A 26,135-nucleotide genomic window follows, 5' to 3' on the forward strand; every position below is an offset into this window, starting at 1 on the left:
ATGGACCGATTGCTCACCGTGCGGGAAGTCGCTGACGTGCTCGGAGGAGAGCGCTACGTACGGCGCCTGATCGAGGAACGGCGGATCGAGTACGTCAAGGACCGCCGGAGGGTCTTCATCGCGGAATCGGTGGTCAAGCAGTACATCGCCTCGCGCACGGTCCCGGTGAGGAGGGCGGCCTGATGGCGAACAACAGGGGCCGACGTCGCCGCTTCGGTGCGATCAGGCGGCTTCCCTCCGGCCGGTTCCAGGCCCGGTATCCCGGACCGGATGGTGTGATGCGTCCGGCGCCTCGGACCTTCGAGACGATGACCGAGGCGGACGACTGGCTTGCCGAGAAGCAGACTGAGGTCCGCAAGGGTGATTGGCGAGACCCAGAGGCAGGCGCGGTCAACTTCCGTGTCTACGCCGACAAGTGGGTTGAGGACCGCGAACTCGGCGTCCTCACGGTCGACCTGTACCGCTATCTCCTCGACGCGCACCTCCTGCCGACCTTCGGTGACGACAACCTGGATGAGATCACCCCTCCACGAGTCCGGGCCTGGCGTACCGAACGGCTCCGCACTGGAGCCAAGACCGCGACCGCGAAGGCGTATCGGCTGCTCAAGGCAGTCATGGAGACCGCAGTCGATGACGAGCTGATTCGTCGCAACCCCTGCCGGATCAAGGGCGCGGGAGCCGAGAAGGCGAAGGAACGCCCCATCGCGACCGTCGCCCAAGTCGATGCCCTGGCCGACGCCATCGGTGTGCGGTGGCGCCTCATGGTCTACCTCGGGGCGTACGGGCCGACCAGGCCGGAAGAGTTGGCGGGTCTCCGCCGCCGTGATGTCGATCTCGATGCCTTGAAGGTCACCATCCGAGTCGCCGAACCCGAGCGGACAAACGGCCGACGCGCCCCCGGTGAGACCAAGTCGGAAGCGGGCGTCCGCACGATCCATCTGCCGTCGTTCCTTGAGCGCGAGGTGCGCTGGCACATGGAGTCGTTCGCGGAAGACGGGCCCGATGGATTGGTCTTCGTCGGGGAGCGCGGTGCGCCCTTCCGTCGCAGCACCTTCGGCCGGTACTGGCGCAAGGCTCGCGCGGTGGTCGGGCTCCCGAGCAACTTCCGCTTCTACGATCTCCGGCACACGGGGCACACCCTCTCGACCCGCTCGGGCGCCACGCTCAAGGACACGATGACTCGGGCTGGCCAGTCGTCGGAGAAGGCCGCTATGCGCTACCAGCACTCCGAGGACGCACGCCAACAGGAGGTCGCGGGAATGCTCGACCGGAGCGTGCGGAAGGCTCGCCGGGCTGTGGCACGGAAGTCGAAGGATCAAGCTTCTGGCACAGATGTGGCACGCGATGACTGAGAGGTATCGAACAGCAAAAAGGCCCGGGTCGATGACCTGGGCCTTTGTCGTGGAGCGGGTGACGAGAATCGAACTCGCGCTCTCAGCTTGGGAAGCTGATGTTCTACCATTAAACTACACCCGCGCAAGACGGACATATCGGCCAAATCGCCTCGATGTCCGAGCGCCCGCTCACTGTACCCCATCCCTCGCTCCGGGTGCCTCGGCATGTGCGTGTCGGGGGCGTATCGCGGTAAGGGGGCGTGAAGTTGGGGCGTACCGTGGGGGGCTCGGAGAGGGCTCGGGTGGGGGCGGAGTGCCGCCTGGAGGGGCTTCCCGGTCATCCCGTAATGTGCCTTTTGTCGTCGGGGTTGATGGCCCGACGAGGCTCCTGGGGAAGGGACTTGAGGGACTTGATGGAACGCACCGTCGTCCGCTGCGTGGACGGCCACGTCTTCAGCACCGCTTCGTTCCCGATGCAGCAGGCCGAGCGGCTCGGCCCCGGCCGGCTTCTGCGGTGCCCGCGGTGCGCCCGGCTCCGCAGCGTCGTACCGGTCACGCTCGAGAAGCGGTAGCGAGAGAGACAAGAGAACAGCAGGGAACAGCAGGAACAGGCGTGAACGCGCGGCCGTCTCCGTCCCCCGGAGGTGGCCGCGTCGCGTGAGCGGCGCGCGCACGCGACCCTCACGATTGTCCGCCCTCCGTACCCCTTGCGTATCCTCGGGACGTGCTTCTCTCAGACAAGGACATCCGGGCCGAGATCGACGCCGGACGGGTGCGGATCGATCCCTACGACGAATCCATGGTGCAGCCGTCCAGCATCGACGTGCGGCTGGACCGCTACTTCCGCGTGTTCGAGAACCACCGGTACCCCCACATCGACCCCTCCGTCGAGCAGGCCGACCTCACCCGGCTGGTGGAGCCCGAGGGCGACGAGCCCTTCATCCTGCACCCCGGCGAGTTCGTGCTGGCCAGCACGTACGAGGTCATCACGCTGCCCGACGACCTGGCCTCCCGCCTGGAGGGCAAGAGCTCGCTCGGCCGGCTCGGCCTCGTCACGCACTCCACCGCCGGGTTCATCGACCCCGGCTTCAGCGGCCATGTGACCCTGGAGCTGTCCAACCTCGCCACCCTGCCGATCAAGCTCTGGCCCGGCATGAAGATCGGCCAGCTCTGCATGTTCCGGCTCAGCTCGCCCGCCGAGCACCCCTACGGCAGCGAGCGCTACGGCTCCCGGTACCAGGGCCAGCGCGGCCCGACCGCCTCGCGCTCCTTCCTGAACTTCCACCGGACCCAGGTGTGAGCATGAGCGGTGCACGCGAGAACCTGACCTACGAGCGCTTCGGCGAGGCCGTCCGCGAGCTGGCGCAGACCATCGCGGACGACGGCTACGAGCCGGACATCGTGCTGAGCATCGCCCGCGGCGGCGTCTTCGTGGCCGGTGGTCTCGCCTACGCCCTGGAGTGCAAGAACATCCACCTGGTGAACGTGGAGTTCTACACCGGCGTCGGCACCACCCTGGAGATGCCGGTCATGCTGGCGCCCGTGCCCAACGTGATCGACTTCTCCGACAAGAAGGTCCTGATCACCGACGACGTCGCCGACACCGGCAAGACGCTCAAGCTGGTGCGGGACTTCTGCCTGGAGACCGTCGCCGAGGTGCGCACCGCCGTCGTGTACGAGAAGTCGCACTCGCTCGTGAAGTGCGAGTACGTCTGGAAGCGCACCGACGCCTGGATCAACTTCCCGTGGAGCGTGCTGCCCCCGGTGCGCAGGCAGGGTGAGCCGGTGACGCCGTCCAAGGACGCCCTCTGAGCCCGGCCGGGGGTCTTCGGCCAGGCTCGGAGGACCGCGTACGGCTCGGTCAGGCGCGGCGCACCTTCACGCCGTTCGCCTCGAAGTCGTAGACGTTGTTGTTGATGCGCAGGCCGTCGACCGCGCCGGTCCACAGGTGGTCGCGGCCCTTGCCGACGGCCGCCGTGTGGATGAGCGGTGCCGCGCCGCCGTCGTTCAGCGAGGCCTTGACCTGCGCGAACGTGCAGGGGGCGGCCTGCGTGCAGGCGGTCTCGCCGCCCGTGAGGAACCAGGTGCCGGTGGTCGTGGCGTCCAGGTAGCCGCTCCAGCGGTCGGTCGTCGTGACCGGTCCCGGCACCCACACCAGCGTGGAGTAGGTGTCGCCGGGGTGGGCGGCGACGTTCGGGTTGATCTCGAACTTGATGTTGGGCAGGTTCCGGTCGCCGCCGTACGTGACGTTCTCGCCGGTCTGGAAGACGCGGAAGCCGACCTGGGTGAGGCCGAGCACCGGGTTGCCGTGGAAGTCGACCTCGTTGCCGAAGTCCACCTTCTCGCTGGGCGGGGTCAGCGAGGTGGAGTTGTCCGCGACCTCGATGCCGAGGCTGCCGGTGCCGAAGGGCGGGCGGGCGGCGGCGCCGGTGACGCCGAACGAGCCGTAGGGGCCCTCCCGCAGGGCGGCCACCGGCGAGCCGATGGTGTTGCGGGTGATCACACCCCAGTGGTCCGCGCTGCTCCCGCCCCCGGTGCCACCGGCGGCCGTGGCCGGTATCTGGAGGGCCGTGGCGGCGAGGGTGGACAGTGCGGCGATCGTGAGCGCCTTTGCGCGGCTCACGCCAAAGCGAGCTTTCACACTCACTCCCTGATTCGTGTCGAAGAAGAGGCACGCACCGGCTCCTCGGCCGGTGCGGCGTTCTCAACGTATCGGGAGATAAATGGACATATCAGCTCTGCATATGCCGAACGAGTGTATGCCGTTCGGGTGTTTCCCGGGCATATGTCCGAGTGTCGGGCTCAGAAGGTGCCGAGCTTCACGATCGACAGCAGCGCGATCAGCTGGATCGCGGACGCGCCCAGCGCCTTCGGCCACGGCAGGTCGTGGGAGCGGGACACCATCAGCGTCAGCAGGGCACCCGCGCCGAGCCAGGTCGCCCAGCCGATCGCCTGGACGAAGCCCGCGTCGCCGCCGGCGAACATCGCGAAGACGAGCCGGGGCGCGTCCGTGAGCGACATGATCAGCATCGACAGGCCGACGGTCGGCTGCCAGTTGCCGTTGCCGCCGAGCTGGCGGGCCAGGGTGTGGGTGACCACGCTCAGGACGAAGATGCTGAGCACCATCGCGACGGCGGTGACCAGCACGATCGGGATGGCGTTGGTCAGCGTCGCGCCGATGGCGTCCGCGCGGGCGCCGTCGAAGCCGAAGACCGCGAGCAGGCCGTAGAGGAAGGTGACGATGAGGGCGGGGCCCCACATCGTGTAGTCGCGCATCCGCAGGAAGGTCTGGTTCGGGGACAGGACGATCCCCTTCAGCAGTTCCTTCCAGTGCAGCGGCGGGCCCGTCGGCCCGGAGGGCTCGGCGGCACCGGCGTGGTAGGTGTCGCCCTGGGTGTAACCGGCCGCGTCGTCGATCGAGAACGCCTGGGTGTGGCCCGGGTTGTCGGCCGCGTACGGGCTGTGCGGCGCCGGGGGCCCCGGGTGGTGGCCGCCGTCGCCGAAGTACTCCGGCCCGTCGGCGGGCTGTCCCGGGTAGCCGTACGAGGGGCCGCCGGGGCCCGGCTGTCCCGGGCGGGGGTACGCCTGCTGCTGCGGGTACGTCGGGCCGCCCTGCGGGTAGCCGTAGGACGGTCCCTGCTGTCCGTGGCGCGGGGCGGGGCCGCCGCCGTACGACGGGCCCTGCGGCGCCTGCTGTCCCTGCGGGGAGCGATTGTCGTGGTCCCCGCGTCCGATCCTGAATCCAGCCACCCGTCGAACGTACCTGGTCCGGGGCGGTCGCGGGCCGGGCCCAGGGGGCTGGGCCCGGCTTTGCGGCCGACCTGTGACATCCCCTAAGGGACCGTCAGGGGGGAATCGGGGGTGGCCGGGGGTTTTCAGTTGGCGAACATGCTGCCGAGCTGCGGGGTGCCGGAGGCGGAGATGCCCAGGTTGCCGACGCCGGTGTAGCGCGAGCCGGTGGCGGTGATCTTCTTGCCGTTGGACGGCAGGTAGGTGAGGGAGCCGTCGCCGCCGTTCTCGGAGGAGCCGACGACCAGGTCGGCCTTGCCGTCGCCGTTGACGTCGTCGAGCTTGACGTCCATGCCGAAGCGGTCGGCCTTCTCGTCGTTCTCCGGGACGCCCGCGGTGCTCTGCGCGAAGGACTGGGCGCCGGAGGCGGTGTTCACCCCGGACTTGGAGCCGTACAGGACGGTGACCATGCCCGCGTCGGCGAACTTGCCGATGTCCTCGAACGGGCTGCCGATCGCGATGTCCTGGTAGCCGTCGCCGTTGACGTCGCCGAGGTCCAGGTCCCAGCCGAACTCGTCGCCCTTCTCGGAGGCGCCGGGGACGTTGCCGGTGTCCTGGTTGATCATGGCAGTCCGGGCGGGGCCCGAGGCGGACCCGTAGGTGATGTTGACGCGGCCGCCGGTGGAGGAGTCGGGGACCGGCGTCCCGTCGGGCAGCTTGGCCCAGTCCCAGCCGGCGCCGCTGACGATGTCGCCGTAGCCGTCGCCGTTGATGTCCCCGATGCCGGTGACGATGCCGGACCTCAGGCTCTTGATGGAGGACGAGGACAGGCCCGACGCGGTGCCGGGCAGCCAGTAGTTGGTGTTCCAGCCGTAGGCGGTCCTGGTCTCCCAGCCGTTCACGATCAGGTCGGTGCGGCCGTCGCCGTTGACGTCACCCGCGGTGAGGTTGATCGGACCGGCGTCGCTGGCCGCCTGGATCGGGACGCCCACGGTGGTGCGGCTCGCGGCCGTGCCGGCGGTGTTGAAGCCGCCCCGGTAGACGTAGAGGACGGAGGACGTGCTGCCGACGACCAGGTCGGCGCGGCCGTCGTGGTCGTAGTCGCCCGCGGCGAGGGTCCGGCCCCACTGGTCGTGGGAGCCGGGGGACGGGTCGGCCACGGTCACGCCCTTGCCGGTGAGACCGGTCTTGGAGCCCCACAGCAGGGTGACGGTGCCGCCGTCGGCGTCGGAGCCGACCTTCTCGTGCGGGGTGCCGACGACGAGGTCGTCGTAGCCGTCGCGGTTGAAGTCGCCGTACGCCAGCGCGTACCCGAACCCGTCGCCCGCCTCGGAGCTGTCGGGGACGTTCGCGGAGTTCTGGCTGAACGTGATGTGCTTGGCGCCGCTGACGCCGGAGGCGGTGCCGTACAGGATGGAGACCTGGCCGGCGTCCTTGAGGCCGGCGACGTAGCCGCCGGGGGCGCTGGTGGCCACGTCGCCGTAGCCGTCGCCGTTGAAGTCGGCGCGCGCGACCCTGACGGAGTCCGCGGCCGTGGCGGGCGCGGCGGCGACGGTGAACAGACCGCCCGTCAGCGCGGCCGCGGTGGCCGTCGCGAGGGCGAGCCTGTGAGGTGCGTACATGCGGTTTCTCCTGCGGCATACAGGGGACGCCGGGTCGGGCATCCGCAGTCGGCTGAAGCCGCCGCCCGCTTCCCCCTCGGTCCGCCCAAGGGGGTGTGCGAGGCGGTCGACGATCATGAGACCGGCCTCAAGGCGCAAGGGTTGTACGTGAGTTCGGGAAAAGTTCGGGCTGCCGTGACCGGCGGGGCCGAGGGGGCGGCCGCGGTCGCCGGTGTCGGGGACGCGTGGCGGGGGCGGCGGGGGCAGGATGGGGGCATGAGCGTAGTCAAGATCAATGTGCTGACCGTTCCCGCCGAGCAGCGGGAGGTGCTGGAGAAGCGGTTCGCCTCGCGGGCCCACACGGTGGAGAGCTCGGACGGGTTCGAGTGGTTCGAGCTGCTGCGGCCGGTCGAGGGGACCGACCAGTACCTCGTCTACACCCGCTGGCGCGACGACGCGGCCTTCCAGGCGTGGATGGAGGGCCCGATGAAGGCGGCCCACCAGGGGACCGGCGGTGGCGGCGAGGGCGGCGAGAAGCACCGGCCCGCCGCGGCCGGCTCGACCCTGTGGTCCTTCGAGGTGGTGCAGCAGGCGGCGCCGAAGGAGGCGTAGTCCTTCTCGCCCGCCGGTGAAACGGACGGCGCCCCCGGCCATGGCTGGCCGGGGGCGCCGTGTCGTTGTTCCGCGGCGGTTACTTCACCGGCTCGGGCTCCGGCTCGTTGGCGGGCTCGTCGTCCTCGGCCGGGTCCACCGGGGTCTTGACCGACTCCAGCAGCAGCTGGGCGACGTCGACGACCTTGATGGACTCCTTCGCCTTGCCCTCGTTCTTCTTGCCGTTGACCGAGTCGGTCAGCATGACCAGGCAGAACGGGCAGGCGGTGGAGACGATGTCGGGGTTGAGGGAGAGGGCCTCGTCGACGCGCTCGTTGTTGATGCGCTTGCCGATCCGCTCTTCCATCCACATCCGCGCGCCACCGGCGCCACAGCAGAAGCCGCGCTCCTTGTGGCGGTGCATCTCCTCGTTGCGCAGACCCGGGACCTTGCCGATGATCTCGCGCGGGGGCGTGTAGATCTTGTTGTGGCGGCCCAGGTAGCAGGGGTCGTGGTACGTGATGAGGCCCTCGACCGGGGTCACCGGGATCAGCTTGCCCTCGTCCACCAGGTGCTGGAGCAGCTGGGTGTGGTGGATGACCTCGTAGTCGCCGCCGAGCTGCGGGTACTCGTTGCCGAGCGTGTTGAGGCAGTGCGGGCAGGTGGCGACGATCTTCTTGGCGGACTTGGGCTTGCGCGACTCGTCGGTGACCTTGCCGTCGTCGTCCATCTCCTCGCCGAAGGCGGCGTTGAGGGACATGACGTTCTCCATGCCGAGCTCCTGGAAGAGGGGCTCGTTGCCGAGGCGGCGGGCGGAGTCACCGGTGCACTTCTCGTCGCCGCCCATGATGGCGAACTTGACGCCCGCGATGTGGAGCAGCTCCGCGAAGGCCTTGGTTGTCTTCTTGGCGCGGTCCTCCAGGGCGCCGGCGCAGCCGACCCAGTAGAGGTACTCGACCTCGGACAGGTCCTCGATGTCCTTTCCGACGACCGGGACCTCGAAGTCGACCTCCTTGGTCCACTCCAGGCGCTGCTTCTTCGCCAGGCCCCAGGGGTTGCCCTTCTTCTCCAGGTTCTTGAGCATCGTGCCCGCCTCGGACGGGAACGCGGACTCGATCATCACCTGGTAGCGGCGCATGTCGACGATGTGGTCGACGTGCTCGATGTCGACGGGGCACTGTTCGACGCAGGCGCCGCAGGTGGTGCAGGACCACAGGACGTCGGGGTCGATGACGCCGTTCTCCTCGGCGGTGCCGATGAGCGGGCGCTCGGCCTCGGCGAGGGCGGCGGCGGAAACGTCCTTGAGTTGCTCCTCGCTCGCCTTCTCCTCGCCCTCCATGGTCTTGCCGCCACCCGCGAGCAGGTACGGCGCCTTGGCGTGGGCGTGGTCGCGGAGCGACATGATCAGGAGCTTCGGCGAGAGCGGCTTGCCGGTGTTCCACGCGGGGCACTGCGACTGGCAGCGGCCGCACTCGGTGCAGGTGGAGAAGTCCAGCAGGCCCTTCCAGGAGAACTGCTCGACCTGGGAGACGCCGAAGACGTCGTCGTCACCGGGGTCGGTGAAGTCGATCGGCTTGCCGCCGGAGGTCATCGGCTGGAGCGCGCCGAGGGCGGTGCCGCCGGTGGCCTCGCGCTTGAACCAGATGTTCGGGAACGCGAGGAAGCGGTGCCAGGCGACGCCCATGTTGGTGTTGAGCGAGACGACGATCATCCAGATGAACGAGGTCCCGATCTTGATCATGGCGACCAGGTAGACCAGGTTCTGCAGCGTGCCGACGCCGAGCCCCTTGAAGGCGAGGACCAGCGGGTACGAGGCGAAGTAGGCGGCCTCGTAGTGGCCGACGTGGTGCAGGGCGCCTTCCAGGCCGCGCAGGGTGTAGATCGCGAGGCCGATGGTGAGGATGACGTACTCGACGAAGTACGCCTGGCCGGCCTTGGAACCCGCGAAGCGGGACTTGCGGCCGGGGCGGGACGGCAGGCTCAGCAGCCGGATGACCATGAGCACGGCGATGCCGAGGATGGTCATCACGCCGATGAACTCGATGTACAGCTCGAACGGCAGGAAGTCGCCGATCAGCGGCAGCGTCCAGTCGGCCTTGAAGAGCTGGCCGAAGGCCTGGGCGAGCGTGGGCGGCAGCGTCAGGAAGCCGATGGCCACGAACCAGTGGGCGATGCCGACGATGCCCCACCGGTTCATCCGCGTGTGACCGAGGAACTCCCGCACCAGGGTCACGCTGCGCTGGTACGGGTTGTCGGTCCGCGTCCCGGCGGGCACGGGCTGGCCCAGTTTGAAGTACCGGACGAACTGACCGACGGCGCGGGCCAGCAGCGCGACGCCGATCACGGTCAGGACCAGCGACACGATGATCGCGGCGAGTTGCATGAGGGGCTCCTGAGGCGGCCTCGAAATTACTAAGCGGTAACTTATGCAGTCCGTCTGAGACTACCCTCATCTTCCGTCGCGATGCAGCCGCGCGCGGGGTGACGTGGATCGCTGAGGGTTGCCTTTCCCTGCCCGGGGGGTTCGGGGGGAGGGGGTTGGATTCTCCCACTTGGGGGCGGGGCGAGGGGATGTGGTCGGCGGGGGGCGGGATGCGGTGCGGGTGGGTGCACGGCGGCTGCCCGGATCGCCTGCCGGGGGTGCCGTCTGGGGGAGGGTTCCGGGCTGCGTGTCTGAAGGGGCCGCGTTCTGGGGGCGCTGGGTTCTCGGGGTGCCGGATTTCGGAGGTGCTGGGCCGCCCCGCAAAGTGCTGAAGCCGCTGCCGGGGGATGGCACCGCGCCGATTCCTGATCCCGGTTCATTGGTGCGGCCGGGTGACATCCGACGCCCATCGGGGTGCGTGCGCGCGACTGGAAAGGGGTCGCACCCTTTCGGTGCCGGTGCCGGTGCCGGTGCCGGTGCCGGTGCGGGTGCCGGTGCCGGTGTGGGTGATCCGCCGACGCTCCGATGCCGGTGAGGGCCCGGACGGGGAGGGGGTCGGTCTCCGCGCTCCCCGGCCCCTCTGTCCGGATGCGCCCTTCCCCGCGGTCGTCTCCCGGCTCCTCGGTCGGGGCGCGCCCTGCCTCTTTCCCGTCACGGACACCTCGCCCTCCGCGTGGACGTGTCCCTGGCGGGGAGCCGAAGGTGCCGGTCGCGGTTTCCGGGTGGAGAGTGGTGGGGGGCGGCCGGCGCGGCCGGGCGTCGGCGGGGTGCCCCCGGTCCGGCGGGACCGCGACCGCCAACTCCCGCACCGGTCCCCGCGTCACGTCCGCACCCACCCCGTACGCCGAGCCGTCGCGCGTCCGCGTGCGGGACCGCCCTCAAGCCGCCTCGTATCCCCCCCCCGCTTTCGGGCGGCACAAGTCGTCCCGCGTCGGCGCCCGTATCCGGCTGTCCCGAGTCGTCCCAGGCCGGCACCCGACCTCAGCCGTCGCGGGTTGCCCCGCGCCCATACCCGCGCAGGGGTCGTCCCGGCCGAGGTCGACGAACCCTGGGCGTCGAGTCGCCGACGCCGCCCCGCGGCCCTGCGGTTCCTCCCGCGTCCGGCGCCGGGGGAGATGTCCCCGCAGTGACGCCCGAACGCTCGCCCCGGCCCACAAGTCACCACCCGCACCCCGTCTCCCCATCGCCCCCGGCTCCCCGGACTCTCCAGGACACGCCCCGTGAAGCGCCCCCGCACACTCCCCCAACTGGGAAGATCGCCCCGACTTGCCCCCGCCCGGAGGGTGTTGCGTGTAGGGGTTGGATAAGAGTTGAGCCGGGTTCGCTCATGTCTGTTGACGCCGCGGGGCGGGAGTGTCACACTTGAGTCCGTTGCACTCAAGTCAGCTGGAGGAATCAACCATGGCACGTGCGGTCGGCATCGACCTGGGCACGACTAACTCCGTCGTGAGCGTTCTGGAGGGCGGCGAGCCCACCGTCATCACCAACGCCGAGGGTGCCCGGACCACGCCGTCCGTCGTCGCCTTCGCGAAGAACGGTGAGGTGCTCGTCGGCGAGGTCGCCAAGCGCCAGGCGGTCACGAACGTGGACCGGACCATCCGCTCCGTGAAGCGCCACATGGGCACGGACTGGAAGATCGAGCTCGACGGCAAGAGCTTCAACCCGCAGCAGATGAGCGCCTTCATCCTGCAGAAGCTGAAGCGCGACGCCGAGGCGTACCTGGGCGAGAAGGTGACCGACGCGGTCATCACCGTCCCGGCGTACTTCAACGACTCCGAGCGTCAGGCGACGAAGGAGGCCGGCGAGATCGCGGGCCTGAACGTCCTGCGCATCGTCAACGAGCCGACCGCCGCCGCCCTGGCGTACGGCCTCGACAAGGACGACCAGACCATCCTCGTCTTCGACCTCGGTGGCGGCACCTTCGACGTGTCCCTCCTGGAGATCGGCGACGGCGTCGTCGAGGTGAAGGCCACCAACGGTGACAACCACCTCGGTGGTGACGACTGGGACCAGCGCGTCGTCGACTACCTGGTCCAGCAGTTCAAGTCCGGTCACGGCGTGGACCTCGCCAAGGACAAGATGGCCCTCCAGCGCCTCCGCGAGGCCGCCGAGAAGGCCAAGATCGAGCTGTCCTCGTCCTCCGAGACCTCGATCAACCTGCCGTACATCACGGCGTCCGCCGAGGGCCCGCTGCACCTGGACGAGAAGCTCACCCGCGCCCAGTTCCAGCAGCTGACCGCGGACCTCCTGGAGCGCTGCAAGACCCCGTTCTTCAACGTCATGAAGGACGCCGGCGTCTCCATCAACGAGATCGACCACGTCGTCCTCGTCGGTGGCTCCACCCGTATGCCCGCCGTCGCCGAGCTCGTCAAGGAGCTGACCGGCGGCAAGGACGCCAACAAGGGCGTGAACCCGGACGAGGTCGTCGCCATCGGCGCCGCGCTCCAGGCCGGTGTCCTCAAGGGTGAGGTCAAGGACGTCCTGCTCCTCGACGTGACCCCGCTGTCCCTCGGTATCGAGACCAAGGGCGGCATCATGACCAAGCTCATCGAGCGCAACACCACGATCCCGACCAAGCGGTCCGAGATCTTCACGACGGCCGAGGACAACCAGCCGTCCGTGCAGATCCAGGTCTACCAGGGCGAGCGCGAGATCGCGGCGTACAACAAGAAGCTCGGCATGTTCGAGCTGACCGGTCTGCCCCCGGCGCCCCGCGGCGTCCCGCAGATCGAGGTCGCCTTCGACATCGACGCCAACGGCATCATGCACGTGACCGCGAAGGACCTGGGCACGGGCAAGGAGCAGAAGATGACCGTCACCGGCGGCTCCTCGCTGCCGCGCGACGAGGTCGACCGCATGCGCCAGGAGGCCGAGCAGTACGCGGAGGAGGACCACCGCCGCCGCGAGGCCGCCGAGACCCGCAACCAGGGCGAGCAGCTCGTCTACCAGACCGAGAAGTTCCTCAAGGACAACGAGGACAAGGTCCCGGGCGAGATCAAGACCGAGGTCGAGGGTGCCATCGCCGAGCTGAAGGAGAAGCTCAAGGGCGAGGACAGCGCCGAGATCCGCACGGCCACCGAGAAGGTCGCGGCCGTCTCGCAGAAGCTCGGCCAGGCCATGTACGCCGACGCCCAGTCCGCCCAGGCCGCCGGTGGTGCCGCCGCCGGTGACGCCAAGGCCGACGACGACGTCGTGGACGCCGAGATCGTCGACGACGAGCGCAAGGACGGTGCCGCGTGACGGAGGAGACCCCGGGCTTCGAGGAGAAGCCCGACGTCCCCTCCGGCGCCACCCCCGACGACGCCGAGCCGAAGGCCGCCCCCTCCGAGGGGGCGGCCCCGGCCGGGGACGGAGCAGCGGACGCGGCCCTGGTGGCCCAGCTGGACCAGACGCGCACGGCGCTCGGCGAGCGCACGGCCGACCTCCAGCGTCTCCAGGCCGAGTTCCAGAACTACCGCCGCCGTGTCGAGCGCGACCGGGTCGCGGTCAAGGAGATCGCCATCGCGAACCTCCTGACCGAGCTCCTGCCCGTGCTGGACGACATCGGCCGCGCGCGGGAACACGGCGAACTGGTCGGCGGCTTCAAGTCGGTGGCCGAGTCGCTGGAGACCGTGGCGGCCAAGATGGGCCTGATGCAGTTCGGCAAGGAGGGCGAGCCCTTCGACCCGACCGTCCACGAGGCCCTGATGCACTCCTATGCGCCGGACGTCACCGAGACGACCTGCGTGGCGATCCTCCAGCCCGGGTATCGCATCGGCGAGCGCACCATCCGCCCCGCGCGGGTGGCCGTGGCCGAGCCGCAGCCCGGCGCGCAGACCGTCAAGGCGGAGGACGCCGAGGAGAGCGCGGCGGACGACAAGGAGAACGGTGGCCCGGAGGAGGGCTGACGTAATCACGAAGGACCGGAAGGAGGGACGTCGGGGATGAGCACCAAGGACTTCATCGAGAAGGACTTCTACAAGGTCCTCGGCGTCCCCAAGGACGCCACCGAGGCCGAGATCAAGAAGGCGTACCGGAAGCTCGCCCGCGAGAACCACCCGGACGCCAACAAGGGCAACGCCAAGGCCGAGGAGCGCTTCAAGGAGATCTCCGAGGCGAACGACGTCCTCGGCGACCCCAAGAAGCGCAAGGAGTACGACGAGGCCCGCGCCCTGTTCGGAGGCGGCGGTTTCCGTCCGGGTCCGGGCGGCGGCGGCCAGTTCAACTTCGACCTCGGCGACCTCTTCGGCGGTGCCGGCGGCGCCGGTGGCGCGGGCGGGGGCGGCGGCCAGGGCGGCTTCGGCGGCGGCATCGGGGATGTCTTCGGCGGCCTGTTCAACCGGGGCGGCGGTGCGGGCACGACCCGTACGCAGCCGCGCCGGGGCCAGGACGTCGACACCGAGGTCACCCTCAGCTTCACCGAGGCCATCGAGGGGGCGACGGTCCCGCTGCGGATGACGTCCCAGCAGCCCTGCAAGGCGTGTTCGGGCACCGGCGACAAGAACGGCACGCCGCGTGTGTGCCCGACCTGTGTCGGCACCGGACAGGTCGCGCGGGGCTCGGGCGGCGGCTTCTCGCTCACCGACCCGTGCCCGGACTGCAAGGGCCGCGGCCTGATCGCGGAACACCCCTGCCTGGAGTGCCACGGCAGCGGGCGCGCCCGGTCCTCGCGCACCATGCAGGTCCGCATCCCGGCGGGCGTCACCGACGGGCAGCGCATCCGGCTGCGTGGCAAGGGCGCGCCCGGCGAGCGAGGCGGTCCGGCCGGTGACCTGTACGTCACCGTGCACGTCGGCGACCACCCGGTCTTCGGCCGCAAGGGCGACAACCTCACGGTCACCGTCCCGGTGACGTTCGCGGAGGCGGCGCTCGGCGGCGAGGTGCGGGTGCCGACGCTCGGCGGTCCCGCCGTCACGCTGAAGCTGCCGCCGGGCACGCCCAACGGCCGCACCATGCGGGCGCGGGGCAAGGGCGCGGCGCGCAAGGACGGCACCCACGGCGATCTGCTGATCACCGTCGAGGTGAGTGTCCCGGGGGACCTCTCGGGGAAGGCTCGTGACGCGCTCGAGGCGTATCGCGAGGCGACCGCGGACGAGGATCCGCGGGCGGAGCTGTTCGAGGCCGCGAAGGGAGACTGAGCCCCAATGGACACACCCGGACGTCGCCGCAATCCTTATGAACTGACCGAGGAGACCCCGGTCTACGTCATCTCGGTGGCGGCGCAGCTCTCCGGTCTCCATCCGCAGACCCTGCGTCAGTACGACCGCCTCGGTCTGGTCTCCCCGGACCGCACGGCGGGCCGTGGCCGGCGCTACTCGGCCCGTGACATCGAACTGCTCCGCCAGGTGCAGCAGTTGTCGCAGGACGAGGGCATCAACCTGGCCGGTATCAAGCGCATCATCGAACTGGAGAACCAGGTCGCCGCGCTCCAGTCCCGCGTCGCGGAGCTGGAGTCGGCCCTGGACGGCGCGGCGGCCACGATGCGCCAGCGTGAGGCCGCCGTCCACGCCTCCTACCGACGCGATCTGGTGCCGTACCAGGAGGTGCAGCAGAGCAGCGCGTTGGTGGTGTGGCGGCCCAAGCGGCAGCAGTCCAGCGACTGACGACCGTGCTCGAAGGGGCCGGAGGGATTCAATCCCTCCGGCCCCTTCGGCGTATCCGAGTACCCGTGTGCCTCAACTGCCAACAGAGGAAGGTAAGTTGGGGCCATTAAGCGACGTGGCGCGGCATCTGGCCGAGTTCGTTCGTTCAGGAGTGCGGAACTGGTGGAGCGTGTGGGGCCGGGGGTCAGAAATTGGTGAAGGGACGGTGACCAGGGTTTACAGGGAGTGGCATCCAGGTGCGCGATCTCTTCACGTTCTAAACGCAGAGTGATGTTGCCATCTCGTTAAGTTGTATTGCTTGACGGCGGGTAGCGCCTCCAAGTTGTCTTTTCAGACACCCGGGGCGGAAGCATCACCTCCGTGGCCCCCTCCTCTTGAACGCACCTGAAGTGAGCCCTCGCATGCGTCGTATCGCCATATCCGTGGCCGTATCCACGATGTCCCTCTCGCTCGCCGGCTGCGGCGTGCTGAACGCGGCGGGGGACGGCGCGAGCGCCAGCCCGACGATGGGTGACAACGTCACCGTCGGACTGCTGCTGCCGGAGAAGGCGAACACCCGCTACGACAAGTTCGACTACCCCATCATCGACAAGAAGGTGGCCGAACTGACCAAGAAGAAGGGCCGGGTCAAGTACGCCAACGCGGACGCGGACGCCGCCAAGCAGGCCGAGCAGATGCAGCAGATGATCGACGACAAGGTCAACATCATCCTGCTCGACGCGGTCGACTCGCACGGCATCGCCCCGCAGGTCAAGAAGGCCAAGGACGCGGGTATCCCGGTCATCGCCTACGACCGTCTGGCCGAGGGCCCGATCGACGCGTACATCTCCTTCGACAACGAGCTGGTCGGCGAGGTGCAGGGCCGTTCGCTGCTGGAGGCCCTGGGCCCGACGGCCGGCCTCTCCGACAAGATCGTCATGGTGAACGGCTCGCTCACCGACCCCAACGCCAAGCAGTTCAAGGAGGGCGCGCTCTCCGAGCTGAACGGCAAGGTGACGATCGCGGACACCTCCGACACCAAGGAGTGGAAGCCCGAGGTCGCCGAGGCCCACATGACCGAGGTGATCAACAAGATCGGCCGCAGCAGCATCGCGGCCGTCTACGCCGCCAACGACGGCATGGCGGGCGGTGTCATCAAGGCCCTCAAGGCCGCGGGCGCCACGAAGATGCCCCCCATCACCGGCCAGGACGCCGAACTCGACGCCGTGCAGCGCATTCTGATCGGCGAGCAGTACATGAGCGTCTACAAGTCCTACCCGGACGAGGCCGAGGCCGCCGCGCAGATGGCCGTCGCCAAGGTCCAGGGCAAGGACATCCAGTTCGACGCCCTGACCCAGGACCACGTGGACAGCCCCACCAACAAGGACATCCCGTCCCAGCTGGTCCAGGTGAGCGCGCTGACCAAGCGCAACATCAAGGACACCGTCGTCGCCGACGGCATCTACTCGGTCGACGAGATCTGCACCACCGGCTACAAGTCCGCCTGCGCCGCCGCCGGCCTCCGCTAGTCCCGGTCCACCCGAGCCCCCTCGAACGCCGTGCCGAGCAAGCCGGTTGGCGCCCCCACCGGCTCCGTAGGCCCTGCTTCCGGGGGCCCGGGCGATTCCGGGTCATACCCGTACTCCGCGCTCCCGGGGGCGCGGAGAGCCGTGTTGCGGACCCGCACCGGTCCGCGCATAGTTGCGCTGCGGAAGTGGCAGCAACCGGGGGTGGAATGGTCGATGGCCGGGCACGCGACGGAGGAGCATCCCCACGGCGCCGACCGGTTGTGCGGGCCGGGGGACCGCGTGTACTCGCTCGCCCTGAGCCGGGGCCGGGTGCCACGCGCCGAGGCCGAACCGGTCCCCTGTCTGCTGGACCTGGCCCTGCTGCACCCCGACCCGGACGACATGGACTGGCTGGTGCCCACCTCCCCGCAGGAGGTCATGTCCCGGCTGCTGCGCGAGCTGTACGACGACGTCACCGAGAGCCGGCGCCGGGTGGGCTCGGCGGTCACCGCCTTCGACCGGTACGCCGGGCTCGGCCGTGAACCGGCCGGCGGTGCCGCGCCCGCCGAGGGCACCGCGATCCGGGTCCTGGACGGACTCTCCCGCATCCAGGCCGCGATGGACGCGGCGACCGAGGCGTGCACCACGGAGGTGCTCACCGTGCAGCCCGGCGGCATCCGGCGCGAGGCCGAGCTGACCGAGGGGCTGCACCGGGCACTGGAGCTGCGCGGCCGGGGCGTCCGGATGCGGGACCTCTACACGCACGTCGCCCGGCACGGGCAGGGGCTCCTCACCTACCTGGAGCTGATGGGCGACGCGGTCGAGGCGCGCAGCCTGGACGAGGTGATTGACCGGCTCATCCTCTTCGACCGCACGGTCGCCTTCATCCCCGCCAACACCGACCGCACGATGGCGCTGGAGCTGCGGCACCCGGCGCTCGTGGAGTATCTGGTGACCGTCTTCGAGCGGCTGTGGCGGCTCGCGATCCCGCTGACCGCGCCGCTGCCCGACACCGGCATCGAGGGCATCTCCCACCGCGAGCGCTCGATCGCCGCGCTGCTCGCCGAGGGCCACCAGGACGCGGTGATCGCCGAGCGGCTCGGCATCAGCGTGCGCACCTGCCGCGCGCACATCGCCCGCCTCTCGGAGACCCTGGGCGCGACGAGCCGTACCCAGCTGGGCGTACGGATCGCCCAGGCGGGCCTGGAGGGGCCCCCGCGCACGGCCGCGGCGGCGGGCCTCGACCGCGAGCTGTGAGGCGGGTACGCGGGGCGTGAGGCGCGCGGGGAGTCGGTCAGTTCTCCTGGTTCAGGATGCCCGACTGGGCGATCAGGAAGCCGAGTTGGGCCCGGCTGCCGCTGCCGAGCGCCTGCGCGAGCTTGGCGATGTGGGCCCGGCAGGTACGGACGTTCATGCCGAGGCGGCGCGCGATGGCCTCGTCGACATGACCCTCCACCAGCAGCTTGGCGATGGAGTGCTGGATCTCGGTGATGCCGTCCGGCGCGGTCTCGTAGGGGGTGCCGGCGGTCAGCGGGACCGCGCGGTTCCACATGAACTCGAAGACCTTGATGAGGTAGAGGACGAGGCCGGGGTGGCGGACCTCCAGGGCTACCTGGCGGTCGTCGCGTATCGGGACGAAGGCGACCGTCTCGTCGCAGATGATGAGCCGCTCCACCAGCTCGTCGATCGTGCGGTACTCCACCTTGCCGGCGGCGACCCGGTCGGCGTACGCCAGGCGCTCGGGGCTGTAGCGGGCGGTGTGCTGATACAGGGTGCGCATCCCCACACCACGTTCGATCAGGGGGCGGTCGCGCTCCAGCGCCTCGATGAGCCGGTGTTCGGGCCGGTGGGCGGTCGGCTGGACGGTCAGCATCTCGGTACGGCACTGACTGGTCGCCAGGTCGATGGCCGCGTTGATGCGGTCGAGCCCTTCGAGGACGGTGATGGAGTGGGTGGGGGGCGTGTCCTGGGCGGTGAGCGACATGAAGGGCTCGAAGGCCTCCGCCAGCTCTATCGAGGTGCGTCTGCGCTCGGTGATCTCCCGCTCGATGGGGTTGAGCCGCTGGGCGAGCGCGACGGACGGGGAGACCGGCCGCAGCCAGTCGGCGTCGTCCAGGTCCGGGTGGAGCAGGGCGAACTCCATCAGACAGGGCGCCTTCTCGGCGTCCGCGCGCGCGATGCGGCCGGAGCGCAGTGCGGTGGCGTAGAGCCGCCTTCCCTCCTCGCACAGTTCAGTGAGCGCATGGGGATGTGTCGTATCCGCCGGATTTAGTGTCAAATCTCCACCCCCCAGGGTCCTGAACATGCAGGAACATGATGCACTGATTGTGTGGCGATGACGTGCCTGAATGAGCCATCGTCTTATCCGACGGGGGAGTGAGGGGACCTTCAAGTGAGGACGAAGCCGACTATGCGTAAGAGAATGCTTCGCTCGGTGATTGTCGCCGCCTTCTCCGCCCTTGTGGCCTTCGGGACTCTGGCTGGACACGCGGACGGCAGCCGCTCCGTGGCGGTGACGGAGACCGTGAGCGCGGACGACTCCGGCACGGTGTACACACCGAACGACAGTAGCTGGGCCTGACATGACGACGCCGCCTGACGACCGTTCCTTCCGGCGAGAGATGGCCACGGCCTACCGGTCCGGCTGGCACTTCATCGACCTGGTCACCGCCCTCCCCCACAGCGGTGACTCGTTGATGGTGACGGTGTTCGGCGAGCCGGTCGTGGTCACCCGCGACGAGGACGAGGGCGTCCGTGCCTACCGGTGCCTGCGCAAGCCGCGCGGGGCGCCGCAGCCGGTGCGGTGTGCCGTCCGGTACGGCATGATCTTCGTCAATCTGGACCAGCGCGATCACCGGCTCACCTCCCCGGAGGTCGCCGACCTGAGAACCACCTCGGCCACCCCCCGCAGTGCCTGACGCGATTCCCCCGTCGTAAAAGATCGCTCAGGCGCTTCCCCCAGCAGCGGCGTCACCGTGACCTGAACACGGTGACGCCGCTGCAGTTTCCGCCGACATCTCCCCGTATGCCCCAACCGGCCAACTGGCCGAAACTGTTCATCGCGGGGTTTCGGCGGGGTGTCCGCCCGGCCCCGCCCGCCGCCTGCCGGCCGCGCTGACGCGCCCGGCCTCCGGCCGCCGGGCCACTGTGCCGGCGAGCGTCGCCACTCCGGCCCTGCCCACCGTCCTGCCCGGTGCCACCGGGGCGCCTTCGGCTGCCCGGACGCCGCGGCAGCGGGTGTCACGGTTCCCGGCGCCGCCGGACGTTCCGCCCCGGCCTGCCGTACGCCGGCCGCCGACCCCGAGGGGTCCCCGAACCGCCGGAGGCGTCCGTCAGGCGTGGCCCAGGGTGCGGTCCACCTCGATCTCCAGCACCACGCGGGTCGGGTTCTCGCGCGGCACGCGGCCGTACCGCTCGGCGTAGCGGTGTACGGCGTCGGCGACGCGGGCCGGGTCCGTCACCACGTGGGCGCGGCCCTCCAGGGTGGCCCAGCGGCGGCCGTCCACCTGGCAGACGGCGACGCGGGCGCCGTCGGGACCGGCGGCGCGGATGTGGGCGGCCTTGGCGGTGGCGGTGTCGGTGATGACGCGGGCGAGGCCGGTGGTGGGGTCGTACGTCACGCCCACCGGGACCACGTGGGGGGTGCCGTCGCGGCGGAGGGTCGTCAGGGTGCACAGGTGCCGCTCGCGCCAGAAGGCGAGGTACGGCTCGTCCTGATTCACGGAGGTCATGACCGAAACCTAGTCAGATTCAAACGACCTCCGCTTAATTGAGTGCACCCGGCTCAAGTTTGTGTACACTGATGAAGTCATCAGTGGAGGACGTGTCGAGGAGGAGAACACGAACGTGGACGCCGAGCTGACCAACAGGAGCCGGGACGCGATCAACGCGGCCAGCCAGCGGGCCGTGACCGAGGGGAATCCGGATCTGACGCCCGCGCACCTGCTCCTCGCGCTGCTCGCGGGGCAGGACAACAGCAACATCACCGACCTGCTCGCGGCCGTCGAAGCCGACCAGGCCGCCGTCCGCACGGGCGCCGAGCGCATCGTCGCGGGCCTGCCCGGCGTGACCGGCTCCACCGTGGCCCCGCCGCAGCCCAGCCGGGACCTCCTCGCGGTCCTGGCGGACGCGGACCGGCGGGCCAAGGAACTCGGGGACGAGTTCCTGTCCACCGAACATCTGCTGATCGGCATCGCCGCGAAGGGCGGCGCCGCCGGAGAGGTGCTCCAGAAGCAGGGCGCCGACGCGAAGAAGCTGCAAGAGGCCTTCCAGAAGGCCAGGGGAGGACGCCGCGTGACCACTGCCGACCCCGAGGGCCAGTACAAGGCCCTGGAGAAGTTCGGCACCGACTTCACCGCCGCCGCCCGTGAGGGTCGCCTGGACCCGGTCATCGGCCGGGACCACGAGATCCGCCGGGTCGTGCAGGTGCTGAGCCGCCGTACGAAGAACAACCCCGTCCTCATCGGCGAGCCGGGCGTCGGCAAGACCGCCGTGGTCGAGGGCCTGGCCCAGCGCATCGTCAAGGGTGACGTCCCCGAGTCCCTGAAGAACAAGCGCCTGGTCTCGCTGGACCTCGGCGCGATGGTCGCGGGCGCCAAGTACCGCGGCGAGTTCGAGGAGCGGCTCAAGGCCGTGCTCTCGGAGATCAAGGACTCCGACGGCCAGATCATCACCTTCATCGACGAGCTGCACACGGTCGTCGGCGCGGGCGCGGGCGGCGACTCCGCCATGGACGCGGGCAACATGCTCAAGCCGATGCTGGCCCGCGGCGAGCTGCGCATGGTCGGCGCGACCACGCTCGACGAGTACCGCGAGCGGATCGAGAAGGACCCCGCCCTGGAGCGCCGCTTCCAGCAGGTGCTGGTCGCGGAGCCCACCGTCGAGGACACCATCGCGATCCTGCGCGGCCTCAAGGGCCGGTACGAGGCGCACCACAAGGTGCAGATCGCGGACAGCGCGCTGGTGGCCGCCGCGACGCTCTCCGACCGGTACATCACCTCCCGCTTCCTGCCCGACAAGGCGATCGACCTCGTCGACGAGGCCGCGTCCCGGCTGCGCATGGAGATCGACTCCTCGCCCGTCGAGATCGACGAACTCCAGCGCTCCGTCGACCGGTTGAAGATGGAGGAGCTGGCGATCGGCAAGGAGACCGACCCCGCCTCCCGCGAGCGTCTGGAGCGGCTGCGCCGCGACCTCGCCGACAAGGAGGAGGAGCTGCGTCACCTCAACGCCCGCTGGGAGAAGGAGAAGCAGTCCCTCAACCGGGTCGGTGAGCTGAAGGAGCGCCTGGACGACCTGCGCGGCCAGGCCGAACGCGCCCAGCGCGACGGCGACTTCGACACTGCGGCCAAGTTGCTCTACGGGCAGATCCCGCAGCTGGAGAAGGAGTTGGAGGCCGCCTCGGAGGCCGAGGAGGAGGCCGCCCGCGACACCATGGTCAAGGAGGAGGTCGGCTCCGACGACATCGCGGACGTCGTCGCCGCCTGGACCGGCATCCCGGCGGGCCGCCTCATGGAGGGCGAGACGCAGAAGCTGCTGCGCATGGAGGACGAGCTGGGCAAGCGGCTCATCGGCCAGCGCGAGGCGGTGCAGGCCGTGAGTGACGCGGTACGGCGCTCCCGCGCGGGCATCGCCGACCCCGACCGTCCCACCGGTTCCTTCCTGTTCCTCGGCCCGACGGGTGTCGGCAAGACCGAACTCGCCAAGGCGCTCGCGGACTTCCTCTTCGACGACGAGCGGGCCATGGTCCGCATCGACATGTCGGAGTACAGCGAGAAGCACAGCGTGGCCCGCCTGGTCGGCGCGCCTCCCGGGTACGTGGGGTACGAGGAGGGCGGTCAGCTCACCGAGGCCGTGCGGCGCCGCCCGTACACCGTGGTCCTGCTGGACGAGGTCGAGAAGGCCCACCCCGAGGTCTTCGACATCCTGCTCCAGGTGCTGGACGACGGCCGCCTCACCGACGGCCAGGGCCGCACGGTCGACTTCCGCAACACCATCCTGGTGCTGACCTCCAACCTGGGCAGCCAGTACCTGGTCGACCCGGCGCTGGACGACGCGGACAAGCGGCAGCGCGTCCTTGACGTGGTGCGGGCCTCCTTCAAGCCGGAGTTCCTGAACCGCCTTGACGACCTGGTGGTCTTCTCCGCGCTCGACGAGCAGGAGCTCGCCCGGATCGCCCGCCTCCAGCTCGACCGCCTCGCGAAGCGCCTGGCCGATCGCCGCCTCACCCTGGACGTCACCCCCGACGCCCTGGCCTGGCTCGCGGAGGAGGGCAACGACCCGGCGTACGGCGCCCGCCCGCTGCGCCGCCTCGTCCAGACCGCCATCGGCGACCGCCTCGCCAAGGAGATCCTCTCCGGCGAGATCAAGGACGGCGACACGGTCCGCGTGGACCGCTTCGGCGACGAGCTGATCGTGGGACCGGCGACGGCGAAGACGCTGTAGGCGCCGTAGCGGAACCCGTGACGCGGGCCCCCGTCCGTACCTTCCGGTGCGGACGGGGGCCCGCGCGTGTTTCACCGACGCCGCCGGGTGTCACTCGCTCATGAGGACTCCATGCCCTGGAAGGCGGTCCACGCCGCCCAGGCGAACCAGATGATGAACAGCAGACAGCCGGTCCACAGGGTCCACAGGACCCATCGCACCACTCTTGGTATGCGCATGGCGGAATCATGCCGGACGGCCGCCGCCGGTCCGGGGACTCCGTGTCCGCCGAGGGCTTACAGGGCGCGGCGGGGCTTGCCAGGGGCCTCCCCTTCTGGGGGAGGATGGCGGTATCCGTACGAAGGGAAAAACACGGTGAGCATCGACCCGTCCTCGATTCCGAATTTCGGGGGCCAGCCCGACCCGCAGCCCCAGGGACCTGTGGGCCCCGTCGTCCCGGATCAGGACCTCGTGAAGCAGCTCCTCGAGCAGATGGAGCTGAAGTACGTCGTGGACGAGGAGGGCGACCTCGCGGCTCCGTGGGAGCAGTTCCGCACGTACTTCATGTTCCGCGGTGAGGACGAGCAGGCGGTCTTCTCCGTACGGACCTTCTACGACCGTCCCCACAAGATCGACGAGAAGCCGCAGCTGCTCGAGACGGTCGACGAGTGGAACCGCCGCACCCTGTGGCCGAAGGTGTACACCCACACCCACGAGGACGGCACCGTCCGCCTCATCGGCGAGGCCCAGATGCTGGTCGGCACCGGCGTCGACCTCAACCACTTCGTCTCCTCCACGGTCAGCTGGGTCCGCGCCGCGATCGAGTTCGACAAGTGGATCGTGGAGCAGCTCGGCCTGGAGCAGGAGGTCGACGAGATCGACGACGCGGAGAAGCCGGGCGAGGACGAGGACTAGTCCCCGCCGGTCCGCACGCGGACTTCGAGGGGCCCGGGGTGATGCCACCCCGGGCCCCTTCGTCGTACCTGCGGCGCTGATTAAGGAACGATTGTTCTTGACTGAACGTTCCTCAACTGGCTACGGTCGGCGCATGGGACGACCAAGAGGGTTCGACGAGGCCGAGGTGATCCGCCGGGCCGCCGCGCTCTTCTCGGTGCGGGCGTACGACGGAACGTCGATCGACGACCTGGTGGCGCACCTCGGCGTGCACCGCAACAGCCTGTACAAGACCTTCGGCAGCAAGCGCGGGCTCTATCTGGCCGCGCTGCGCTGGTCCGTCGAGCACCTCTTCACGCCGTTCGCCGACCGCCTCGCCGAGCAGGCGGGGGTGCGGGGCGCCATCGAGGAGGCCCTCGCCGGTCCCGGCGCGGAGAACGGCGTCGACCTGCTGCTGATGGCCGCGATCGAGCGGGCCCCCGTCGACGCCGAGGTGGGCGAACTCGTCGCCACGGCGTTCGCCGCGCTGGACGGGGCCTTCGGCACCGCCGCGCACGCCGGGGACGACGGTGACTCCCCGGGAGTGGCGGGCGCGGCGACCGCGGTGACCGCCACCCTGCTCGGGCTGCGCGTCCGGGCCAGGGCCGGTGCCTCGAACGACGATGTGCTGCTCGCGGGGACCGCCCTCGCACGGAGCCTCACCTCCCACGGCTGAGCCGTCCCCACCCACCCCGTTCACCGAAAGAGGCCGACATGGCACGCATCACCGTCGAGGGCTCCACCCTGGTCGTGGAGATGGAAGGGCTCGACAAGCTCTGGGCGCTCAAGAGCCGGCTGGACATACCGCTGGCGAACGTCCGGGGCGCCACCGCCGACCCGGGCATCGTCAAGGAGCCGAAGGGCCTCCGCGCCCCGGGCTCCCACTTCCCCGGCCTCCTCGTCGCGGGCTCGTTCCACACCAAGGGCGAGTGGGTCTTCTGGGACGTCAAGGACGGCGCCAGGGCCGTGGTCGTCGAACTCGCCGACGAGCGCTACGCACGTCTCGTGGTCGAGGTCGACGACCCCCGGGCGACGGTGGACCTCATCGAGCGGAGCCTGTCGGCACACTGAGGCCGTGCCCGCTGGTATCCGCCGCTCACATGCCGCGCAGCCGCACCGCGGCCTCGCGCAGCACTGATGGCGGGGGCGCACTAGAAGTCAGAGCACGATCTGAGTAGGCTCTGATTATGTCTAGTGTGCGTCTGGAAGCAGAAACGGAATCCGTCTCCTTCACCGATCTCTCCCGCAACCCCAAGGGGGTCGCGGCCAGAGCGGCCGCCCTGGGGCGTCTCCGTGTCACGCATCGGGACGCGCCGGACATGGTGCTGACCACGGCTGTCCGGGCGGAGCACGACGAGGAGAACCTGACCACCGCCTCACGGCTCTTCCTTGCGCTGATGAAGCAGGACGAGGGTGCCAAGTCGCTTCTTCTCGCGCTTCCTGAGGTGTTCCCCTGGGTGCGGCACCTGGACGCGGAAGAGGTTCGGGCCTTCACCGTCGAGCTTCTCGAAGCGCTGTCGGACGCCGCCGAACTAGGTGCGGGAGAGGCCGTGCATCGGGCGATCATCTCCTGGCGTTCCACGGCTCGCATCAATGCCGATCCCGACCAGCTCAGGGAGTCGGTGCGTGCACTCGATGGTGATGACCTCGGCTCGGTCGAGGTGCGTGGGTGAGCCCGAAGAAGGGTGACCGGGTCAGTGTTCCGCCCCTCGACGGCTGGAACGTCGTCTTCGGCACGACGGAGGCGGTGACCGGCTGGGAGGAGCTGTGCCGTGTCGCGTTGCCGAGCACGCATCGCTGCCTGGACGCCCTCCGAAGCGATCCCCTGTCCCGGTCCAACTGGAGTCGCCAGCATCAGCTACGAGGCAGGCACGCGACCAAAGTATGGAAAGGCTCCGACCTTGAGCAGTGGGAGTACGAGGTCACCAGTGGCGGTCGAGTGCGTTACCTCGTCAGCTCGGAGACTTCCACCGTGATCCTCGTGTACGCCTCGCCGCGGCATCCGAAAGATACCGAGTGAGCCTGAGCCGTTT

General features: G+C 69.7%; 25 protein-coding genes and 1 tRNA gene. 19 read left to right on the plus strand and 7 right to left on the minus strand.

Annotated elements, in window-relative coordinates:
• Both AB0E91_RS10800 and AB0E91_RS10805 read left to right on the plus strand, forming a co-directional pair.
• Nucleotides 1-183, plus strand: a complete 183-nt coding sequence (locus AB0E91_RS10800; RefSeq protein WP_361778352.1) for an excisionase family DNA-binding protein — start codon at nt 1-3, stop codon at nt 181-183.
• Entirely contained in the window at nt 183-1,352 is a 1,170-nt protein-coding gene (locus tag AB0E91_RS10805) for a tyrosine-type recombinase/integrase (protein WP_361778355.1), read from the plus strand. Before AB0E91_RS10800 ends, AB0E91_RS10805 begins: the two co-directional genes overlap by 1 nt.
• A 50-nt stretch (nt 1,353-1,402) precedes the next feature.
• On the opposite strand, the gene AB0E91_RS10810 is transcribed toward AB0E91_RS10805, so the two are convergent.
• A tRNA-Gly gene (locus AB0E91_RS10810) sits at nt 1,403-1,476 on the minus strand.
• 259 nt (nt 1,477-1,735) lie between these two features.
• Here AB0E91_RS10810 and AB0E91_RS10815 point away from each other — a divergent pair.
• The 3 genes from AB0E91_RS10815 (at nt 1,736) to AB0E91_RS10825 (ending at nt 3,146) form a co-directional block, all read left to right on the plus strand.
• Nucleotides 1,736-1,906 carry a hypothetical protein gene (locus tag AB0E91_RS10815; RefSeq protein WP_237525499.1) on the plus strand — a complete coding sequence of 57 codons (171 nt, stop codon included), beginning with the start codon at nt 1,736-1,738 and terminating at the stop codon, nt 1,904-1,906.
• 152 nt (nt 1,907-2,058) lie between these two features.
• A complete protein-coding gene (dcd, locus tag AB0E91_RS10820) occupies nt 2,059-2,634 on the plus strand; it encodes a dCTP deaminase (protein ID WP_361778358.1) in 576 nt (191 codons plus the stop codon).
• 2 nt (nt 2,635-2,636) lie between these two features.
• Nucleotides 2,637-3,146, plus strand: a complete 510-nt coding sequence (locus AB0E91_RS10825) for a phosphoribosyltransferase (RefSeq protein ID WP_361778361.1) — start codon at nt 2,637-2,639, stop codon at nt 3,144-3,146.
• Nucleotides 3,147-3,195: 49 nt separating this feature from the next.
• On the opposite strand, the gene AB0E91_RS10830 is transcribed toward AB0E91_RS10825, so the two are convergent.
• From AB0E91_RS10830 to AB0E91_RS10840, 3 genes are all read right to left on the minus strand, one after another.
• On the minus strand, nt 3,196-3,957 hold the full coding sequence (locus AB0E91_RS10830) for a hypothetical protein (RefSeq protein ID WP_361778364.1): 762 nt from the start codon (nt 3,955-3,957) through the stop codon (nt 3,196-3,198).
• A gap of 179 nt (nt 3,958-4,136) precedes the next feature.
• The gene (locus AB0E91_RS10835; RefSeq protein ID WP_361778367.1) at nt 4,137-5,084 is read right to left on the minus strand and encodes a YIP1 family protein; all 948 of its coding nucleotides are present in this window, start codon (nt 5,082-5,084) and stop codon (nt 4,137-4,139) included.
• Nucleotides 5,085-5,209: 125 nt separating this feature from the next.
• The gene (locus AB0E91_RS10840; RefSeq protein WP_361778370.1) at nt 5,210-6,685 is read right to left on the minus strand and encodes an FG-GAP and VCBS repeat-containing protein; all 1,476 of its coding nucleotides are present in this window, start codon (nt 6,683-6,685) and stop codon (nt 5,210-5,212) included.
• 255 nt (nt 6,686-6,940) lie between these two features.
• On the opposite strand from AB0E91_RS10840, the gene AB0E91_RS10845 reads away from it, so the two are divergent.
• The gene (locus AB0E91_RS10845; RefSeq protein WP_361778373.1) at nt 6,941-7,276 is read left to right on the plus strand and encodes an antibiotic biosynthesis monooxygenase; all 336 of its coding nucleotides are present in this window, start codon (nt 6,941-6,943) and stop codon (nt 7,274-7,276) included.
• A gap of 79 nt (nt 7,277-7,355) precedes the next feature.
• Here the strand turns inward: AB0E91_RS10845 and AB0E91_RS10850 are convergent, their stop codons facing one another.
• Nucleotides 7,356-9,638 (minus strand): (Fe-S)-binding protein, encoded by a 2,283-nt coding sequence (locus AB0E91_RS10850; protein WP_361778376.1) that lies wholly within the window; start codon nt 9,636-9,638, stop codon nt 7,356-7,358.
• Between the two features lie 1,440 nt (nt 9,639-11,078).
• Here AB0E91_RS10850 and dnaK point away from each other — a divergent pair.
• The 6 genes from dnaK (at nt 11,079) to AB0E91_RS10880 (ending at nt 18,003) form a co-directional block, all read left to right on the plus strand.
• Nucleotides 11,079-12,917: a molecular chaperone DnaK gene (dnaK, locus tag AB0E91_RS10855; RefSeq protein ID WP_161178741.1), complete on the plus strand. Its 1,839-nt coding sequence runs from the start codon at nt 11,079-11,081 to the stop codon at nt 12,915-12,917.
• Nucleotides 12,914-13,564: a nucleotide exchange factor GrpE gene (gene grpE / locus AB0E91_RS10860; protein WP_361778380.1), complete on the plus strand. Its 651-nt coding sequence runs from the start codon at nt 12,914-12,916 to the stop codon at nt 13,562-13,564. The genes dnaK and grpE overlap by 4 nt, the downstream gene beginning before the upstream one ends.
• Nucleotides 13,565-13,600: 36 nt before the next feature.
• Nucleotides 13,601-14,794 (plus strand): molecular chaperone DnaJ, encoded by a 1,194-nt coding sequence (gene dnaJ / locus AB0E91_RS10865; RefSeq protein WP_361778383.1) that lies wholly within the window; start codon nt 13,601-13,603, stop codon nt 14,792-14,794.
• Between the two features lie 6 nt (nt 14,795-14,800).
• A complete protein-coding gene (locus AB0E91_RS10870) occupies nt 14,801-15,259 on the plus strand; it encodes a helix-turn-helix domain-containing protein (RefSeq protein WP_361778386.1) in 459 nt (152 codons plus the stop codon).
• Nucleotides 15,260-15,660: 401 nt separating this feature from the next.
• Nucleotides 15,661-16,767, plus strand: a complete 1,107-nt coding sequence (locus AB0E91_RS10875; protein ID WP_361778389.1) for a substrate-binding domain-containing protein — start codon at nt 15,661-15,663, stop codon at nt 16,765-16,767.
• 213 nt (nt 16,768-16,980) lie between these two features.
• Nucleotides 16,981-18,003, plus strand: coding sequence for a helix-turn-helix transcriptional regulator (locus AB0E91_RS10880; RefSeq protein WP_361778391.1), 1,023 nt, complete (start codon nt 16,981-16,983; stop codon nt 18,001-18,003).
• A 37-nt stretch (nt 18,004-18,040) separates the two neighbouring features.
• Here the strand turns inward: AB0E91_RS10880 and AB0E91_RS10885 are convergent, their stop codons facing one another.
• On the minus strand, nt 18,041-19,051 hold the full coding sequence (locus AB0E91_RS10885) for a helix-turn-helix transcriptional regulator (protein WP_161178747.1): 1,011 nt from the start codon (nt 19,049-19,051) through the stop codon (nt 18,041-18,043).
• Between the two features lie 277 nt (nt 19,052-19,328).
• On the opposite strand from AB0E91_RS10885, the gene AB0E91_RS10890 reads away from it, so the two are divergent.
• On the plus strand, nt 19,329-19,664 hold the full coding sequence (locus tag AB0E91_RS10890) for a hypothetical protein (RefSeq protein WP_161178748.1): 336 nt from the start codon (nt 19,329-19,331) through the stop codon (nt 19,662-19,664).
• Nucleotides 19,665-20,078: 414 nt separating this feature from the next.
• Here AB0E91_RS10890 and AB0E91_RS10895 read toward each other — a convergent pair whose 3' ends face one another.
• A complete protein-coding gene (locus tag AB0E91_RS10895) occupies nt 20,079-20,477 on the minus strand; it encodes a TIGR03618 family F420-dependent PPOX class oxidoreductase (protein WP_361778396.1) in 399 nt (132 codons plus the stop codon).
• Nucleotides 20,478-20,592: 115 nt separating this feature from the next.
• Here AB0E91_RS10895 and clpB point away from each other — a divergent pair, with 115 nt between their 5' ends.
• The 6 genes from clpB to AB0E91_RS10925 all read left to right on the plus strand — a co-directional run bounded on the left by clpB (nt 20,593) and on the right by AB0E91_RS10925 (nt 26,122).
• On the plus strand, nt 20,593-23,190 hold the full coding sequence (gene clpB, locus AB0E91_RS10900) for an ATP-dependent chaperone ClpB (protein WP_361778399.1): 2,598 nt from the start codon (nt 20,593-20,595) through the stop codon (nt 23,188-23,190).
• 354 nt (nt 23,191-23,544) lie between these two features.
• A complete protein-coding gene (locus tag AB0E91_RS10905) occupies nt 23,545-24,084 on the plus strand; it encodes a YbjN domain-containing protein (protein WP_161181442.1) in 540 nt (179 codons plus the stop codon).
• Between the two features lie 133 nt (nt 24,085-24,217).
• On the plus strand, nt 24,218-24,778 hold the full coding sequence (locus tag AB0E91_RS10910; protein ID WP_361778403.1) for a helix-turn-helix domain-containing protein: 561 nt from the start codon (nt 24,218-24,220) through the stop codon (nt 24,776-24,778).
• 38 nt (nt 24,779-24,816) lie between these two features.
• A complete protein-coding gene (locus AB0E91_RS10915; protein WP_361778406.1) occupies nt 24,817-25,173 on the plus strand; it encodes a hypothetical protein in 357 nt (118 codons plus the stop codon).
• A 125-nt stretch (nt 25,174-25,298) separates the two neighbouring features.
• Nucleotides 25,299-25,775 (plus strand): prevent-host-death family protein, encoded by a 477-nt coding sequence (locus AB0E91_RS10920; protein WP_361778409.1) that lies wholly within the window; start codon nt 25,299-25,301, stop codon nt 25,773-25,775.
• Complete coding sequence (locus tag AB0E91_RS10925) at nt 25,772-26,122, plus strand: hypothetical protein (protein WP_361778412.1); 351 nt, start codon at nt 25,772-25,774, stop codon at nt 26,120-26,122. The genes AB0E91_RS10920 and AB0E91_RS10925 overlap by 4 nt, the downstream gene beginning before the upstream one ends.
• The last annotated feature ends 13 nt before the right edge of the window (nt 26,123-26,135 follow it).

Origin of the sequence: Streptomyces sp. NPDC026659 (assembly GCF_040638245.1) — a bacterium.
GTDB lineage: Bacteria > Actinomycetota > Actinomycetes > Streptomycetales > Streptomycetaceae > Streptomyces.